15 protein-coding genes are annotated in these 18535 nt (G+C 46.0%); 3 read left to right on the plus strand and 12 right to left on the minus strand.

Translation table 11 applies throughout. From position 1 onward, the window contains the following. Positions 1-125 precede the first annotated feature (125 nt). Complete coding sequence (locus KNO79_RS13505; RefSeq protein WP_214691507.1) at positions 126-1628, plus strand: N-acetylmuramoyl-L-alanine amidase family protein; 1503 nt, start codon at positions 126-128, stop codon at positions 1626-1628. A gap of 22 nt (positions 1629-1650) precedes the next feature. Here the strand turns inward: KNO79_RS13505 and KNO79_RS13510 are convergent, their stop codons facing one another. Continuing rightward, positions 1651-2172, minus strand: coding sequence for a GNAT family N-acetyltransferase (locus tag KNO79_RS13510; protein ID WP_214691508.1), 522 nt, complete (start codon positions 2170-2172; stop codon positions 1651-1653). 27 nt (positions 2173-2199) lie between these two features. Continuing rightward, complete coding sequence (locus KNO79_RS15715) at positions 2200-2946, minus strand: CPBP family intramembrane glutamic endopeptidase (RefSeq protein ID WP_214691509.1); 747 nt, start codon at positions 2944-2946, stop codon at positions 2200-2202. 218 nt (positions 2947-3164) lie between these two features. Here KNO79_RS15715 and KNO79_RS13520 point away from each other — a divergent pair, with 218 nt between their 5' ends. Continuing rightward, positions 3165-5513, plus strand: coding sequence for a bifunctional diguanylate cyclase/phosphodiesterase (locus KNO79_RS13520; RefSeq protein WP_214691510.1), 2349 nt, complete (start codon positions 3165-3167; stop codon positions 5511-5513). 37 nt (positions 5514-5550) lie between these two features. Here KNO79_RS13520 and KNO79_RS13525 read toward each other — a convergent pair whose 3' ends face one another. The 10 genes from KNO79_RS13525 to tnpB all read right to left on the minus strand — a co-directional run bounded on the left by KNO79_RS13525 (position 5551) and on the right by tnpB (position 17966). After that, entirely contained in the window at positions 5551-6699 is a 1149-nt protein-coding gene (locus tag KNO79_RS13525) for a mannitol-1-phosphate 5-dehydrogenase (protein WP_214691511.1), read from the minus strand. Next, positions 6700-7131, minus strand: coding sequence for a PTS mannitol transporter subunit IIA (locus KNO79_RS13530; protein WP_026824364.1), 432 nt, complete (start codon positions 7129-7131; stop codon positions 6700-6702). A 47-nt stretch (positions 7132-7178) separates the two neighbouring features. Beyond that, positions 7179-8600, minus strand: coding sequence for a PTS mannitol transporter subunit IIBC (locus KNO79_RS13535; protein ID WP_196431520.1), 1422 nt, complete (start codon positions 8598-8600; stop codon positions 7179-7181). A gap of 167 nt (positions 8601-8767) precedes the next feature. Further along, a complete protein-coding gene (locus KNO79_RS13540; RefSeq protein WP_159563467.1) occupies positions 8768-10798 on the minus strand; it encodes a BglG family transcription antiterminator in 2031 nt (676 codons plus the stop codon). After that, positions 10788-11057: a PTS sugar transporter subunit IIB gene (locus tag KNO79_RS13545; protein ID WP_214691512.1), complete on the minus strand. Its 270-nt coding sequence runs from the start codon at positions 11055-11057 to the stop codon at positions 10788-10790. Before KNO79_RS13545 ends, KNO79_RS13540 begins: the two co-directional genes overlap by 11 nt. Positions 11058-11231: 174 nt before the next feature. Then, positions 11232-11915 carry an MAE_28990/MAE_18760 family HEPN-like nuclease gene (locus KNO79_RS13550; RefSeq protein WP_214691513.1) on the minus strand — a complete coding sequence of 228 codons (684 nt, stop codon included), beginning with the start codon at positions 11913-11915 and terminating at the stop codon, positions 11232-11234. Next, positions 11905-13035 (minus strand): DUF262 domain-containing protein, encoded by a 1131-nt coding sequence (locus tag KNO79_RS13555; RefSeq protein ID WP_214691514.1) that lies wholly within the window; start codon positions 13033-13035, stop codon positions 11905-11907. Before KNO79_RS13555 ends, KNO79_RS13550 begins: the two co-directional genes overlap by 11 nt. 28 nt (positions 13036-13063) lie before the next feature. Next, positions 13064-14479: an Eco57I restriction-modification methylase domain-containing protein gene (locus tag KNO79_RS13560; RefSeq protein ID WP_214691515.1), complete on the minus strand. Its 1416-nt coding sequence runs from the start codon at positions 14477-14479 to the stop codon at positions 13064-13066. Positions 14480-14566: 87 nt separating this feature from the next. Then, on the minus strand, positions 14567-16363 hold the full coding sequence (gene glmS, locus KNO79_RS13565; RefSeq protein WP_074034713.1) for a glutamine--fructose-6-phosphate transaminase (isomerizing): 1797 nt from the start codon (positions 16361-16363) through the stop codon (positions 14567-14569). A gap of 514 nt (positions 16364-16877) precedes the next feature. Continuing rightward, positions 16878-17966, minus strand: coding sequence for an IS200/IS605 family element RNA-guided endonuclease TnpB (gene tnpB / locus KNO79_RS13570; protein WP_214691516.1), 1089 nt, complete (start codon positions 17964-17966; stop codon positions 16878-16880). A gap of 230 nt (positions 17967-18196) precedes the next feature. On the opposite strand from tnpB, the gene KNO79_RS13575 reads away from it, so the two are divergent. Next, positions 18197-18532, plus strand: coding sequence for a hypothetical protein (locus KNO79_RS13575; protein WP_031424632.1), 336 nt, complete (start codon positions 18197-18199; stop codon positions 18530-18532). The last annotated feature ends 3 nt before the right edge of the window (positions 18533-18535 follow it).

Here is an 18535-nt window from a genome sequence, read left to right on the forward strand (position 1 = left end):
AGGTAAATGAATTATATATTCCCCTCCATTTTTTCCTTTTTACTTATATAATAAACAGGGACAACCTAGATGCACTCTCATACGCCGCCCTTGTCACTAGTTTAATGAATAAAGGAGTTTGAACATTGAATGAAACAAAATCATCATGGAGTTTAAAGCTGTTACTCAGCTCTTCACTTGCAATATCCGGGGCAGCAATCGTCCCGTTCCAACTGGATTCATCTGGTATTCAATCGACTGTTGTTGAAGCCGCCTCGACCTATACCACTACCGCCAACTTAAATCTTCGCTTAAGTGCAGCCACTTGGAGCCCTGTCCTGTTGACCATTCCATCTGGCTCAAGCGTCACGTATATCAGTACATACGGTTCGTGGTACAAAGTCAGTTATGGAGGCAAAACAGGATATGTCTCTTCTCAATACGTTACGGTCTCGAACACTTCTGCTTACTATAAGACAACAGACCGATTAAATATGCGTCTTACTGCCGCTTCATGGAGCGATGTCGTCACCGTGATCCCTGCCGACGCGACCGTCAAGTATGTCAGTCGCTATGGGTCATGGTACAAAGTGACGTTCAATGGAAAGACGGGCTACGTCGCTTCTGCTTATTTAACAGCTACGAGTGCTCCCGTCCCACCTTCGGACTATTATAAGACGACTGCCAATTTAAACCTTCGTCTCAGCGCCGCTTCATGGAGTTCTGTCGTCACGACGATTCCGTCGGGTGCGACGGTCAAATATGTGAGTCGCTACGGATCATGGTATAAGGTTACCTATAATGGAAAAACCGGTTACGTTTCTTCTGACTATTTAACGGCGACGACAGCTCCTGTAACCCCGTCTGCTTATTATGAAACGACCGTGAACTTGAACATGCGCCTTAGCGCGGCCTCTTGGAGCAATGTCTTAACCGTCATTCCGGCCGGGTCGGTCGTCAAGTATGTCAGTCGTTACGAGTCGTGGTATAAAGTCACATACAATGGGAAAACCGGTTATGTAGCATCCGAGTACTTGAAGCCTACGACTGTCACGACACCAACCGATACAGACGGAACTGGTAAAACGGTCGTCATCGACGCAGGACATGGCGGAAACGACCCTGGCGCTGTCTACGGATCGGTTTACGAGAAAGTAATTGCACTTGATATCGCGAAACGCCTTGCTGGCGTCTTATCGAGCACATATGACTACAACGTTAAATTGACTCGCTCAAACGATACGTACCTCTCCCTTGACCAACGTGTGTCACTCAACAAGTCTTATAAAGGGGATGTGTTCGTCAGTCTTCACGCGAACTCTTCTGTTTATAACACGGCTCATGGACATGAGGTACTCGTCCCGACGTCAGATAGCTATACGACAAACCCTTACGTTTCCGCCAGCCGTAGTCTCGGCTCAAGTATCAATAAAGAAATCGCTTCACGGATTTCCACGATTCAAAACCGTGGGGTCAAGTATCAAAATGTATACGTAGTCGGACGTAACGTGTCACCTTCTACCCTTGTCGAATACGGATTCATCAGTAATTCAAGCGACCGCTCACATTTAACGAGTACGACATATCGTCAACGAATGGCTGAAGCAACGGCATCCGGCATTCATCAATTCATGCGATCTTATTACTAAAAACAAGGAACTTAGCACTCAGCTAAGTTCCTTGTTTGATATTGACCCGCCAAATCATATGTGATGCCCCGGGACCCCAATAATGTTCGAGGATATGAGATGGCTCACCCAATCGTTTTTGCCAATAGGCTTGAGCGCTCGGGAATCCGGCATCTAAATAAAAGACGTCTTTCCCTCGATCCGAAATTTCACGCATCATTTCTTCTAACAAGTATTGTCCGACACCTCGCCGCTGCATACGAGGTGACACATAGACACTCCCTAACTCGATCGCACCACGCTCAATTTGTATGTTTCCTGAGATGATATCATTCGGAGGTAGTAACGCCCCTGCTCCCACAATGAATCCGTCTTCTTCCACAATGTACAGTTGAACGGTGTCATCATCGAAATGATCTTGAATCGTCGTGTTCAGACGTGCCACTTCTTCATCGAGCAAATCGGCATCTTCAAAACGCTCTCGTCGAATCAAGTCACTCAGACTCTCCATAAACAAGCGCTGCAAGGATTTCACGTCTGATTGTTCGAGTGCGCGAAAATTCAAGACGTCCACTTCCTTTTCTTTTTTGTCCTACTCTTTACCCTCACGCATCCGTTGCGTAACACTCGGGTATGAAGGAATCATTTCCTCGAGTGGCTCATAACTCAATTTACCGTACGTTTTCCAAATGACTAAAATCGCAGCGGTCCATAACGTGATCGTCAAATGAATAAACCCGACTGGATAACCACTTTCCGCTTCGAACCCGACCATCACGAGCATGACATTAAACATCGTATGCATGAGAAAGGCCGACCATAAATTACGCGACGAACCGTTGTATACCCAAGTGATGAGAATCGTATAAGCCATCACGGCTAATCCATATGCCCAAAACGATAGATTCGCCTGAACTGTTCCAACCATGAGGAAGAGCGGAATATGCCATAGCGTCCAGACCACTCCGAGTGACAAGCTGGCTAGAAGCGGTGGGAGTCTTGATTGCAAGGCGTCGAGCAAATAGCCGCGCCATCCATACTCTTCCTGCACCGCCCCACCGAGAAATAGCATATAGAGAAAGTATGGGACGATCCACCACGGTTCGCGAACGAGTAAGGCATCGCTTCTATCCGTCCACCAATACGCACGAGAAATAAGAACGGCACCAACAAAAGGGGAATCACATACGTCTTCCAACTCATCTGGAACTGAACGCTTTTCCGAAAAAGATGTGTCACCCCTTCCCCACCGCGAAGTCGATACATCGTAACGAACCCTGCAATGCTGGGTCCAAACGCTCCCGAAATAACGATTGCCATAATCGGTAAATCGGTCCACCAGTACAAACTTCCCCATATAAGCCATGAGTAGCCGAATGAGACCAATAAGAACAAGTGAATGTATTTATTTTTATACATAGTCAGCACCCCTTCAGCAATGTAGTACCCCTTATTTGATTGGAAGAATAGCATTTGAATCTTTTTATATGTAATTACAATTGTTCGGCATATAATAAAGTGAATCATAAATTAAAAACCCTATGAGGTATCGACACTATGGAACAGATTAGCACGCACACAACGAGTCATAATGGATTTTTGATGATGCTCGCTTTCCTCATTGCTAGCGTTTCAGCCTTGATGGCACTCGAATTAGCGAAGCGGGTCACAGGAGGTGTGACAACGTCTCATCGTACTTGGATTTTATTTGGTGGTACCACCCTAGGTCTCGGCATCTGGTCCATGCATTTTGTGGCCATGCTCGGTCATGCTTCTTTACACGAAAGCACGTACTCCATCTGGCTCATTATCGGATCGATGATTCCGGCGATTGCCGGGTGCATCCTGTCGTTCGGTTTGATTTCCCGAAAGACGACATGGATGACCTTACTGCAATCTTCCGGTTTGATGGGATTCGGAATTGTCAGCATGCATTATATCGGGATGACCGCTATACAAAGTGTTCAATTAGACTTTGATCCCTTATGGGTATTGATTTCGATTGGTATCGCTTGGGGCGCTTCCTTTCTCGCCTTATGGGTAGGTTTCTTTTCATCCTACTCTATGCAGCATTCCGCTTTTTCCGTGAAACTGATGTTCTCCCTTCTGATGGGGACAGCTATTTTCAGTATGCACCTTGCTGGAATGCGGGCAACGACCATTATCCCCGATGCTTCACCCGTCAGGCAGGTTCCGATTGATCCGACCCTACTCGCATGGTTAGTCACAAGCATCGTATTTCTCTTATTCGGGATGTACTTTATTGCGTATACGTTAGAACGACAAATCCAAAAACGTGACCTCTTCCAAACGACGATTTTAGAATCGACAACGGATGCCGTAGTGACAACGACAAGCGATGGTGAAATCCAATATCAAAATCAAGCGTTCGCTCACTTATTCGAGGGGCATGTAACAGAACCATTTTTTCAAGATTATCATCCTTTGCTGTCGGCTCAACAGCCGTTCTATCAGCCGGTACAAATTGACACGAATCATCGTACGTTAGAAGTGACGTCTTACCCACTTCAAGATGGTTCGAACAATCAAGTACTCTGGTTTATCCGAGATGTGACCGAAGCAGTCGCCTCTCAGCGTCTGATTGAACATATGGCTTTTCACGATGCATTGACGGATTTACCAAATCGGCATAAACTGGATGCCCTCTTGAAGGAATGTATCTCACAAGAACGTTCGGTCGCCTGTTTATATATCGACGTAAACCGCTGGCGTTTCCTAAGTGACATTCTCGGGCATCACGGAGCAGATGAGTTGATCATTCAAGTCGCTGACCGCCTCAAACATACGATTCACCTAGACGATGTGTTGACACGAATCGGACCATCCGAGTTTGTCATCTTACTATTTGCGCAACGAAGTTCGCTCGCTCATCAAAAGGCTGAAAAATGTATTAAGGCGCTTTCATCCAGCTTCGACGTGGATGGCACGACTCTTGAATTGACGATGAGTGCGGGAATCAGTCATTTCCCTAAGGATAGTGCTTCTTCCGAAGAACTTATTCAATTTTCTCGTCTTGCCGCTGATGAATCCAGACAGGATGGAGAGAATAATATCAAATTATTCGAAGAATCATCACGACCTCAACTCTTGCGCAATATCGAGATAGAAAAAGCACTCGTCACCGCACTAAGTAAAAACGAACTGACACTTGTCTATCAACCGAAAATCGATTTGAAGCGGAATCGATTAGAAGGCGTGGAAGCGTTACTTCGCTGGCAACATCCACAAATCGGAAAGGTTGCGCCATCTGACTTCATCCCGATTGCAGAAAACACGGGGTTAATTCATTCGATTGGTCATTGGGTCATTCGGGAAGGCTGTCGCACTTGGGTACGTTGGCAACGGACTGGGATACGTCCCTTTACATTATCCCTTAACGTCTCCCCCCTCCAATTTGCGCGCGAAGACTTTGTTGATACGCTACAATCCATTCTTTTGGAGACGGGGATGGACCCGATGTATCTCGAATTGGAAGTGACCGAGTCCTCGATGCTTTCATATGAGGCCTCGACTCGTGAAAAACTGACGCAGTTGCATCAGCTCGGGATCCTCATTTCTCTCGATGATTTTGGGACCGGCTATTCTTCTTTCAGCCAACTTCGGGAACTTCCTGTGCAAGTGCTGAAAATCGATCGGTCGTTTATCGAGAACCTGTTCACCGACCGCAATCAAGAGGCCATCGTCCGCTCGATGATTCAACTCGGTCACAACCTGGGCATGAAAGTTCTCATGGAGGGCGTGGAAACATCCGCTCAACTCGAATGGTTACTCAAGGAATCATGTGACTACGTACAAGGCTACTACTTCAGTCTTCCATTGTCTGAGACAGACGTTCCGTTTCATGTCAAAGAGACGACCACCTATCTCGAGTTCGGAAAATACTAAAAATCGCTCCTGTCCATTTGACAGGAGCGATTTTTAGTTACGACACGCGTTCTTTTTCTTCTTCACGAATCAAATGATATTGATCGAGAATCAACTGAGTCAACGTATCCCCCTCATGAAGATGAAGGTATTTTTCAATCGTTGACGAGATGCCGTGTTCTTCGATCGACAAGTTCAGCTCCGATGATTCCGAATCCTCCGGGTTGTAGTAATGAAGGGCTGCTGCAATCCCGTAAGCGAGTTCGTTTGGCTCGATGCCGTTATCCATCAATTCGCGTGCCGGCTTGACGAGACGGTCGCTCGGTCCAAGTTTACGAATCGGCGAACGCGCCACGCGCGACACTTCGTCCTTCAATTTCGGGTTTTCAAAGCGCTTGATGATTTTTTGAATGTATTGGCTATGCTCTTTCGCCTCGAATCCATATTTCTCAAGCAATAACCAACCTGTTTCATATAAAGCGCCTTGGACGACTTGACGCACACGGCGATCCTTCAATGCCTCGTCAATCGTCGCCTTCCCGAACAACGAGCCAATATAAGAGGCGATGGCGTGTCCCGTATTGACCGTGAATAATTTCCGTTCGATATACGGTCCGATTTCTTCAACCCATGTCACACCTTGAATCGGTGGTTGTTCGTTGAGCCCTTGTGTCTCGATGACCCATTCATGGAACGTCTCGACTTCCACGTAAAGTGGATCCTCATGTTGTTGTAGTGGGACGATGCGGTCGACAGCCGCGTTCGGGAAGAAGACATTCGCCTCCCCGACACCGCCACACGCCTCTACTTCTTGACGAAGAATCGCACTCCCACCAATCATGTTCTCACATGCAATGACATAAACCGGGGCGTCTTCGACTTCACGAGCACGAAGTCCTTCGCTAATCAACGGTGCCACTTTTGAGAGGAGTGACGGTCCGACAGCCGTCGTCACGAGATCTGCTTCTGCGATTAAGTCCACGACACGAGCCGGTTCTTTTAAACTGTTGACACCGCGAACACGGTCGACAATGATACGATCGACGCCGTCTTCTGCGAATCCGACCTCATAATGACGTTTTACCTCAAGCGCTTCGATGACAGTGTCATTGATGTCGACAAACGTCACCTCGTAACCGCTTTGATTGAGCAATAATCCGATAAATCCTCGTCCAATGTTCCCTGCACCAAAATGAACAGCTTTCATTTACGCCACCTCTTCCATAAAGAGCGCCAAGATTTCTTCTTTCGTTTTCGCCTGAACAAGACGCTCCACATTGCTTTCGTCCGAGCAGAGAATCGCGATTTGCGAAAGGAGCTCTAAATGTTCATCATTCACGCCTGCAATTCCGATGACGAGTTTGGCCGTTTGACCTCCGAAGTCGACACCGTCTGGTACTTGCAAGAACGAGATCCCCGTCTTCTGAACCGCTGATTTCGCTGCTTCTGTACCGTGTGGAATGGCGACGTGGTTTCCGATATAGACGTTGGCGATCGCTTGACGTTCATGCATCGCTTCTACATACTCCGGCGTCACACAGCCGGCGTCTTGTAGGACGGCTCCGGCTGCTGTGATCGCTTCCTCTGTCGTTGCGAATGTTTGGTTAAGTCGAATCATCTCTGTTTGAATGAATGGCATTTTGATTTCCTCCTAATGGCTAAACCGTATCTCTATCTGTTCTGAGTTCAAGAAATTTTGCTGCGTTCCGCTTTAATTTCTTCTACCAATTGGTCGTAGTAATCGGCGTTCAAGAAGTTCGTGACCGAACGATGAATCGCATTCGGTGCTTGCGCTTCCGCACGCTCCGTCAAATCTTCGTGTGTGATGACGAACTGGGCATCTTTCGGCAAGTTGCTGATAGACGTGTTCGTCACTTTGATTGGCAAGTTCGCTTTGTTGACCTTGTTCCGGAGAACCGATGCTCCCATGGCACTCGATCCCATTCCAGCGTCACAAGCGAAGATGATATGGTCGACTTTATCAAGACGATCTGTCACGAGAGCCGATGCGTAAGACTGTTTGCCTTTCATCGCACTCACGTTTTGTGTCGCTTCTTCGAGTGATACTTCCTCTGCTGCGCTCGATTTCAAGATGACACTAGCCACAGCGAACGTGACCGCTGCTGACAAGAGAATCCCTGCCACGAGTCCAAGATATGAACCGCGTGATGCCATCGCAAGAATGGCAAAGATACTACCTGGTGAAGCAGGTGCGACGAGACCGACATCAAAGAGTACGAACGTGAAGATCCCTGTTGCGCCCCCTGCGATCATCGCAAGGATCAAGACCGGCTTCATCAATACGTATGGGAAGTAAATCTCGTGAATCCCACCAAGGAAGTGAATGATAGCTGCACCCGGTGCCGTACGTTTCGCTGCACCTTTGGCGAAGAACATGTATGCGAGAAGTAATCCAAGACCTGGTCCTGGGTTTGCTTCAAGTAAGAAGAGAACTGATTTTCCAGCGTCTGCGACTTGATCGACACCAAGCGGACTCAAGATCCCGTGGTTGATGGCGTTGTTCAAGAAGAGAACTTTTGCTGGTTCGATGAACAGACTCGCAATCGGAAGCAATTTCGCGCCGACGATCCAGTCAACACCTGCCGCCATGACTTTATCGAGGGCACTCATGATCGGACCGAAGATTTCAAATCCTCCAAGCATGAGAAGACCACCGATGATTCCAACTGAGAAGTTGTTGACGAGCATTTCAAATCCTGCTTTAACTTTGCCTTCAAGGGCACGGTCGACTTGGCGGATGACATAACCACCGAGTGGACCCATGATCATCGCACCGAGGAACATCGGAATGTCGGTACCGACGATGACCCCCATCGTGGCGAGTGCCCCGACGACACCGCCTCGTACGTCATGAAGTAATTTACCACCAGTGAAACCGATGAGTAATGGTAAGAGATACGTGATGGTTGGACCAACGAGTTCTGCTAATTTTTCGTTTGGCCACCATCCTGTTGGAATGAAGAGTGCTGTGATAATCCCCCAGGCAATGAAGGCGCCGATGTTCGGCATGACCATCCCACTGAGGAAACTACCGAACCGTTGTACTTTGACTCGGACCCCGCCCGAGCTTGCTTGCGTATTCGCCATGTATAAAACCTCCAGTCGTTTAAATGTGAAAGGTTGAATGTGTAGTGTAGCTAACCGGTTTGTGCTCTACACCTGTATTGTATGCCTGGAGTAAGCGCTTACTCAATTCAATCCAGTTCACACTTTGGCAACATTTTGTGCCAAACAAAAAAATGACCATGGTTCGGTCATTTTTCGTACAATGTTTCATGAATCATTTTCTTCATGCATTCGTGCAGGAGTAAACGAAGATCTTCTTTCGTTCCCGTGCTATAAAGACGCATATGCTCCTCACTCTCAATGAGCGACCCGCTGATCGCACTTAGGAACTGAAGCTCGACGTCACGTGCTTCTTCCGGTGCAAGCAAGACAAGGAGACGTGTCACGGGTTCGGTCGACTGATCCATCATGAGGAGTGGGATCGATGTCGTTAAATCAAACGCAAACACACTCGCCTTCTCAATCGAGGCATGTCGTCCGTGGAATAACGCCAGTTTCGTACCCGGCACACCAAGGCCCGCGACCTCGTGACGACGAAGCAGTTGGGCAGAGAGCTGAATCCCGCTTTGTACGAGGTCACGTTCTTCTAAATGTGTACCGATATCAAGCAAGATATCTTCTAAACGGTCCGTATTATTGAGCGTGACCAAATCGAACTGGTCATCCATCCGCTCGAACGTCTCGACCAATTCCCCGAGTTCTGCGAAATCAAGCATCGTTGACCGCGGCTTCGTTGCGAGTGTCTGAAAGGATTGCGGTAATGACAGTAAGAGATGGCGGACGCGTTGCACTTCTTCACTCGTCAAAAGCGGGTTGACGATTAACGTTGGTACCGATAGCGGTGGTAACGGTACCGTCGACAAGATGACATCATATTCTTCCAATCGGTGCTGTTCGAGTCCGAAAAGTGATGAGTTGACGACGTCTTGCATCTCTGGGAACTCTTGGCGTACCCGATTGACGAGCATCTTCGACGAACCGAGTCCGGCCGAACAGATGACGAGCGCCCGATATTCGCGGCGGCGCACCGGTTTGACGAGTGCTGCCGCAAAGTGCATCGCCCAAAAAACCGTTTCTTCTTCGGAGAACGTATTCGTCCCAAAGACGATGTCGGCGGCCTGTTGAATCGCCGAACGAAGTCCCGGATAGTCGCGGTCGATGTGGGGCTTGACCGTACTCGTCTCTGGTAGCGCCTGCGTATTCATACTCGAGAGGATGTGAGCAAGCAGTCCTCGTTCGAGAGCCGCGTCATCCGTAAAGGTGAACCCGTAGATGAGCGAGACGTGATGAATCAGTTTATGCACCCGAATCTGCATGATCCAGCGTTCTTCCTCGTCTTCTTTCATTTGATCTTTAATTGAGCGCAGACGATTCGCCTCTTCCGCGAACCAGACGCGTTCCGCCATCGAGTAAGTGATACCGAGAGCCGCTTCCATATCGGTGGCGACTTTCAGATAGTCCTCGGACCGTCCTTTCGTATACATCTCTAAAAAGAATCCAGACGCTAACCGCTCTTGTTGCACGCCGTAAGCGAACGTGACTCGCATGATGGTGCGGTCGTCCATCCGCTCAAACGAACGGGATTTCAAATAATCATAACCGTCTCGAAGACCTTCAAGCATCTCCTCGCATGGTACCGTCTTCAAAAAAGCAGGAATGTAGTCGTCTTCTCCACGGACGAAGCGATAAAATGCGAGCGTGTCCCAGTGGGCAAGCAGAGCGTTGATGAGTAGCTTACGCTTCTCGGACTCATAACCGAGCACTCTAGCCCCAACACCTTTTTTCCGTTCAACTTCTAAATGATACTCTTCGAACCATCTGTCCAATTTCTCTAAGTCTTGCGTCAACGTGCTCGGCGAAACGTGCATCTGTTTAGCGACCGCCTGCAATTTGAGTGTATCGTTCTCAAACAAGAGACGCCACGCCAGTTCAAATAAGCGGTCCTCGCTCGTGGGGATCGCTTCTGCAGATAAGATGAGATCTTCTCGTAACTGTTGTTTCGCAGCTGGTTTGCCAACCAGGCTCAGTCCATGACCGCGTTGCCAAGCGAGTTCAAGTTCGAACTCTTTTAAGATGCCTTCAAGTAATTGTCGTTCTCGTTGAATCGTGCGCTCAGACAAATTCACCGCCTGCGCGATTTCGGCGAGCGGTGTCGATGTCTCAGTTGCCAATAAGTGTAGTAAAATCGACCGCTCTCGCGCGGTCCACTCATGTCTCATGCTCATCCATCCATTCTTCGACAAGTAGTCGGTATTCCTCGAGCGACAGGAGTTGTCGGACTGACCGGACACGTGCGGTTGGATGGGTGATCGGGGTCGCCCCTTCCTGATAGAGAATCAAATCCACCTCATTCGGGATGTTTTGAATCGTTCCGTGCGTGATCTTACAAGACAAGCGCCCCTCGCTTGCCTGTGCGAACAACTTCGCCGCCATCGCACTTGTCACAAACCCGCTATGGCAAGCAATGTATACGTTCATGTCAGCCCTTCTTTCATCGCTTATCTTTATCTAATCATAAGTTGGGACCGCTTACTTCTCCTACTATTTTGCTTGTTGGCAAAGATATCGGCAAGCAGTAAAAAGCACCTCTTTACTTAATTCAAGAGGTGCTAGTAAATTTGATTTTAATTTTTTTACAATTACTTACATCCTTTATACTTCTTCCTCTATGTTTATATAATTCTCTCTATAGCTTGCGGTTAATATATGCTCTTTTAAAGAGTCAATAAATTCAACCACAAATTGCTTTATTTCCTCAAACTCCCTAATAGTAACCTTTCTATTTTCTCCATGTGCTATCGCATTTCTTAATCCGAGTACTTCTCGATCAATGAATTCTCTTTTCGTATGAATCCCATTTTGATCCTCATCTGAAATGAAATAAAACTCTTCAGCTTCTAAACCCAATAAAAATAATAAATCTTCTAGAACTTCAAACTTTAAATTTCCTTCTGTGACAACTATGTTTTTAGCATCTTCGTTTACTTGAAAAATTTCGCTATCATTAAGCAAAACATCTTTAATCAAGCTATTAAATACTTTCTTTCTGTTTGCATTTTGGATGTCAATAATTCTCTTTGTATAGTAGAGTGTTTTAAGATGTTGCTTCATTAAGTTTACAGGAACTTTTTTGCTATTCAAATACTTTATAAATGACTTTATAGCTTCTTTTGAAAAACCTTCAAAATGCGCATACAGTATTACTATAGCTGCTCTTAGCAACGCATTTTGAATATCTCCTTCCGAACTTTGAATTTGAATACTTAAGTTGCTTATCTCTTTTTTTCGATGACTCGCATTTCTATCTAATACTTTTTGTAGTTGTTCATTGTCCATTAAAATATTCCCTACTATAAGAAATAAGTTCTTTAGTTCTGAGCACAGGTCTATGTTGGTCTTTTTTAATTAGGAATTGATCGTCCCTAGATAAATTTTTAATTTTATTTAATAGCCACTCTCTCCTATCATCGCTATTATCTTCATCTAAAGGCGAATTTATTACGCTTTGTGCTAAACCAGGTACTATCATTTCAAAATGAGCCAATGATACAGCTCTTACAAAATTTTCTTTAGATAAATCATATTTTTTAAAACTATTTTCACCTAATACTTCGTCCAATAATTTAAACACTTGGTCAAATATAACAGTCTCTCTCTCTAAATTTAAATCACTCTTTAAAATTTGATGCATTTTTTCAGTCAAAAATGGACCGACATCCTCATTCCCTCTTATTTCTTGCGGATCTAAGAAACGATATATCAAAAATCTTAGAAGATACTCCATATCCTCTTTCTCACTCATTTGCTTTTGACTCAAAGGAAGACAATTTTGGAAATGAGCATTTTTACGTAAGCTTTCAAACCAAGTAAAAAACTCTTTGTTTTCCATAACCATTAGGCTATTTCTGATTTCTTGATGCGATAACGTCGCTCCACCTGTGTTCAACCTCTGAAACAGCTCATACTGCGCATCAACATCACTAGTGTATTGAATAATTTTGACATCCATTCTCGAGCGTTTGAAAAACAATTTCAAATTAGTAGATATCTTGTCTGATTCGAGGTCAAGGTCTCCTCTTTCCCACTTTTTACCTTTTAGTGATGGTAAGAATCTCGTTTCTTGTAACTCCAAGTCCTCCACCTTATATTCCTCATCATCCTTCACTTCTAGAATGCCCATAAATTGAAAAATTGTTGATAGTCTTTGTAACCCATCTATAACAGTCCAGATACCATCTTCTTTTTGAAAAATAAATATTGGTGGGATCGGTATACCTAACAGAATTGACTCGATAAACGCTGTTTTCTGAGTATTGCTCCATCGGAAGAATCTTTGATATTCAGGTTGGAGTTCTAATTCTCCCTCAACATACATATTTGCTAATTCACCAATTGACATCGTGTAAGAATCAGTATAAATTTCTTTAGATTTGGCTTTTACTTCAGCATCTAACAAAGATATCCCTCCATATCGTATTGAAAATTCAAATAAACTCATGCAAAGGAAAATTATTAATGTCTTTTGCAGTAATTCGTATAGAATTTGGCGTAGTTCTCGTCCCTACTTGTTTTATATAATCCATAAAATATGAGCTAGTAAGAACTTCCTCTGCAAATTTTAAATCGGTCTCACCGATTGCAGTAATATAAATTCCCGAATAAGCAATTGTCTCGTTATCCAAATAGTAGACGTTCACTTTATTGGTAACTATAGTGGAAATTAATAATTTTGATTTATTTTGATTTTTTATCGCTTGAGTTCTACCGTACTCAAACCAATTAACTCCACTACTAACCCTTCTGTTTTCTAAATCTTTTAAAAATTTTTTTAAATGTTTTGAAACATTAGGGAATTTATCTTGAAACTCAACTTCACCGTATCTAAACAAGCATTTGTTTTCAATTTTGTAGGGGAAAATAATGTATTCTTCTCTATTTAGTGAAATTGATTTAGGGCTTGCGGCTTTTCGTACAATTTCTTTTTCTAATTCCATTCCTTGATAAAAGATTTTGTTTTGTTCAAATTCAACATTTCTAAGAATAAACGCTTTATTGTAAAGGGTCGCTACAGGCATTGAAGCCAAAAATAAATCACTAAATATCTTCATTTTTTCGTCTCTAATGAAATTCTCGTCAAATACCCATTTATCGAGTCCTAATTGATTTTTATTTATACATTTTTTTAAACCTTCATTATGAATTTGATATTCTAATGCAGGAGAACATTTATTTTTAACCACATTTATAATGCATGACGTAACTAACGCATTTTCAAAAATCAATTCATTATTATAAAAATATACTTTATCTATGTCCTTGTTCAAAATTTCTCTCAATTTAAATCCATAAACGTTTTTAAAAACATTATTGGGAATTAAATATACAAGATTACCTTTATCACTCAGAGAATTCACAGCATTTTCTGTAAAAGCATAGTAATAATCAAAATTACCTAGTTTACAAGACTCATAATTTTTTCTTAACCATATTCTTTTGTCAATAGGTAGTTCATGATATTTAATGTAAGGAGGATTGCCAAATATAAAATCAAACTTCACTTCCCAATCAATAGTCAAAGAATCCTTATTTTCAAGTTGCCAATTTACGTTTTCAATGCCATATTTCTTAGTTAAATGATTCAATCTCTCTATACATTTTTCATACAGAAATGTATCTATTTCTGCTCCGTATATATCATTCTCTAGTCCATACTGAATTTCAGAAAGTGATATTCCCTCTTCAATACCATTTTCAATATAGCGCGTTATTACTGGGATCAAAATGTTTCCAATCCCAAAAGAATCTTCTAACACTTTCTTTCCAAACAGATTTTTATTATAGTCAGCGATTTCCAACATTTTCTCAACAACGTTCAATGGTGTAAAAACTTGTTCTTTCAATTAATTTTACTTACCTTTCAGATTTAAATTTAAAATAGAGACAGGTAAGGCTTTAAATACCTTACCTGTCTCTATTTTAAATGTTTATTATTCAACTGTCACCGACTTCGCCAAGTTCCGTGGCTTGTCGACGTCACAGCCACGGGCGAGCGCCGCATAATATGCCATCAACTGAACCGGTAAGACGTTGATGAGCGGTGCCAAGAGTGGCTCGACGTGCGGCAAGATGAAGTCATCATTCTCATGTTCGACTCCTTGCATCGAAATGATACAGGCGTTCGCACCACGGGCGACGACTTCTTTGACGTTCCCACGAATATTCAAGTTCGTCTTCGGTTGTGAGATGAGCGCGATGACCGGTGTCCCGTCTTCAATCAAGGCGATCGATCCGTGCTTCAGTTCCCCACCTGGGTACCCTTCCGCTTGGATATACGAAATCTCTTTTACTTTGAGCGCTCCTTCGAGACAGACAGAAGCGTCAAGCCCACGACCGATGAAGAACGTGTTCGGTGTCGTTTTCAAATAACGTTCCGCAAGGTCTTCGAACAACTCTTTTTGCGCCATGATCGAGTCCATGATGGTCGCAACTCGGGCAAGCTCCGGCATGAGATCAAACGGCAATTCTTTCCCTGTCGCACGAGCGATGTCATACGCGAGAATCGCGAGGACGGCGATTTGCGCCGTGTACGCTTTCGTCGAGGCGACCGCGATCTCTGGTCCTGCATGGAGGAGCATCGTCTCATTCGCTTCGCGTGAGAGCGTCGATCCCGGTACATTCGTCATGGTGAGCGCTTTGTATCCGCGTTTCTTCACTTCGACGAGGACGGCACGGCTGTCCGCTGTCTCACCGGATTGTGATAAGAAGACGAACAACGGACGTTCACTTAAGAGCGGCATGTTGTAGCCGAATTCAGAAGAAACGTGCACTTCTGTCGGAATGCCAGCGATGCGCTCCAAAATGTCTTTTCCGACGAGTCCCGCGTTATAGCTCGTCCCACATGCGACGATATAGATCCGGTCCGCTTCTGACACGAGCTCACGCACGCCTTCCGTGAGTTCGATGTCGCCGTTCTCATTCTGGTAGTGCTGGATGATGTTACGGATGACGGCTGGCTGTTCGTCCATCTCTTTCAACATGTAGTGCGCGTACGTGCCCTTCTCGATGTCTGACGCATCGATCTCGGCCGTGTATGGTGCACGCTCGAGTACTTCGCCGTCGAGCGTCTTAATCGTCGCCGACTCACGTGTGAGGATGACGATCTCACCATCGTGGAGCTCGAGGTACTGGTCTGTCACCTGGAGCATCGCCATCGCGTCTGATGCGACGACGTTGAACGTGCCGTCGCCAAGTCCGACGAGGAGCGGTGACTTGTTCTTGCCGATATAGAGGCGCTCTTTGTCCTCTGAGTCGATCATCGCGATCGCGTACGAACCGTGGAGGTCCGAAAGCGTCTTACGGAACGCCGCCTCGACATCGCCGAGCTCGACGAAGTGCTTCTCCATGAGCTGGACGATGACTTCTGTGTCCGTCTCTGAAAGGAACGGGACGTCGAGCGTGGCTTTCAATTGTTCATCGTTCTCGATTACGCCGTTATGGACGAGCGTGAAGCGTCCAGTCGTGCTTTGGTGCGGGTGGGCGTTCGGCACGCTCGGTACCCCGTGTGTCGCCCAACGCGTATGACCGATTCCGATCGTCCCTTCAGCATCAGCCGGTACGATGTCACGGAGTGCTTGAATCCGTCCCACTTCTTTGAACGTACGAACGTTTTCACCCACTAAGGCAATTCCTGCTGAATCATAGCCACGATACTCGAGCTTTTCAAGCCCTTTCAATAAAATCTCTTTCGTTCCAACTTGTCCGATCATCCCTACGATTCCACACATACAAAACTCTCCTCTTCGCTTCGATTTCTCGAAAAAGGAAACGGGCTTTTTTGAGTGATGTCATCAAGTCTCGTTTTGTCCGCCCGGTCACCCGAACGTTTTATCAAGACTCTCTCAGTCGTGACACGCGACTGGAAGGCATCCGCCGAAATCTCGATCACCTTCGTCCTCGTCAACTCCGCAGAGTTCTGGCGCTTCCACTTCATATCTAGCCGTTTCTCCAGATACGCTTTCATGCTATCGAGTACAAGGCGTGTTGGATAGAGAAATTGTTAAAGTAGTCGCTAAATACTTTTTTACCGTTCATGTAAAAGTCACCACTTTCACTAAAAAGCCATCAATCCATCAGGTTTTCGAGTAGGGGGAGAACGGGCATGATACAAGTAACGATATGTGAACTACTCGCCACTTATTTGCTTCACAAATTGAAGGGGGAGCTTCTTGGGAAGACCGTGCTCTCACCAGCCACGGTTATGGACCAAGCTCGTCGGGCAGTCCCTGCCCTGAATGGTTGTCAGTCGGCCAACATCAACAGGTTGATGCTCGCGTTGATGTCACGGTCATGATGTGCGCCACAAACACACGTCCATTCACGGACATCCACCGTCTTCTTCTGACCTTTCTCGCCACAAGAAGAACAGATTTGCGTCGATGCGAACCATTGATCCGCCTTGATGAGCGTCCGTCCGTAGAAGTTTGATTTGTACTCGAGTTGACGGACGAACTCATACCAACTGACATCTGCAATCGATTTGGCGACCTTGTGGTTTTGCATCATATGCTTCGACTTCAATGTCTCCACGACGATGACTTGGTTCTCGTCAACGATCCGTCTCGACAGCTTGTGAAGGAAGTCCTTGCGTTGGTTGGCGATCTTTTCGTGTTTCTTAGCCAAAAGTAATTTGGCTTTTTCACGATTCTTGCTCCCGATTTTCTTGCGTGACAGCGCGCATTGCGCCTTCTTGACCTTCGCTTCGGATTGTCGGAGAAAGCGAGGGTTGTCAATCTTCTCGGAGACCATCGCGTCGTTCGTCATGACGGCGAAGTGTTCCAGGCCAAGATCAATCCCGACCTTATTCTTGGCTGGAATCCATGGTGCATCGTCCTGTTCGACGAGGATGGAGACGAAGAACTTGCCTGTCTTGGTCATCGACACCGTCGCCGACCGGATGACGCCCTCGAACGGACGATGTTGTGTGAACCGCACGAACCCGACCTTCGGCAGCCGGACCTTGCCCGCCTCGATGCGGATCGTGCCATGCTGGTTGTTCGTCGTGTAGGAGGCGCGCGACCGCCGTCTCGATTTGAAGGTCGGGAAGCCGCCCGTCCCGGCGAAGAACTTCGCGAACGCGGTGTCGAGGTTCAGCTTCGCGTTCGCGAGTGCGAGGCTGTCCGCCTCGGCGAGGAACGGGAACAGGGGCTTGTAGGACGCGGGTGTCGCCGGTTTCCGTCTCGTCCCGGTCCCCGCTTTCGCCTCCTCGCGGATGGCGATCCGGTCCTCGAGCAGCTTGTTGTAGATGAACCGGGCGCAGCCGATCGTCTTGATGAGGAACTCGGCCTGTGCCGGCGTCGGGTGGAGCCTGTATTTATAGCCTTTCAGCATGTCCGTCCCTCCTCCCTTCCGAAGATCGTGATGTATCCTCCTCGTCCGATACCCGCGGAGGGGGAGGGAGAATCTGACGGAATCACGAACTTTTGTTCGTCACATCTGTCACAGGGGGAAAAGACGTTTGGACCGGGCGATTCATCTCCCACCTACGCTGGGCTTCGCCCCGAGACGCTTAGAGGAGGGAGAATTCTCGCCTACTTTTGTTAAAGATGGAGGGGAATGAGATGGCAAGTCTATTTTTAGTAATCGGAATCATATTATCTGTCACATCAAAATGGCTGCAATTAAGAGGTCAAAGTGATGTTGGTGACCTACTTGTTTTTCCAGCAGCTTTTTTCCTAGGACTCGCCCTTCTCTTTAGCCTTCCATTCTTTAAAGAATGGTGGGAAGATCCTGCATCGCGCCCAAAAGCTTATCGATTTGCGACATTTGCAACAGTCGGTGTACTTTCGTTTCAATTATTTGCTTGGCTCTTATTTGGTCAAGGTGAATGGCTAGGTTTTCTTTTCCTAATTCCTTTCCTAACCTGCCTCTACTTTGTTATTCGAACGGTCATATAAAAT

This window comes from Exiguobacterium sp. s43, from assembly GCF_018617255.1.
Classification (GTDB): Bacteria; Bacillota; Bacilli; order Exiguobacteriales; family Exiguobacteriaceae; genus Exiguobacterium; species Exiguobacterium profundum.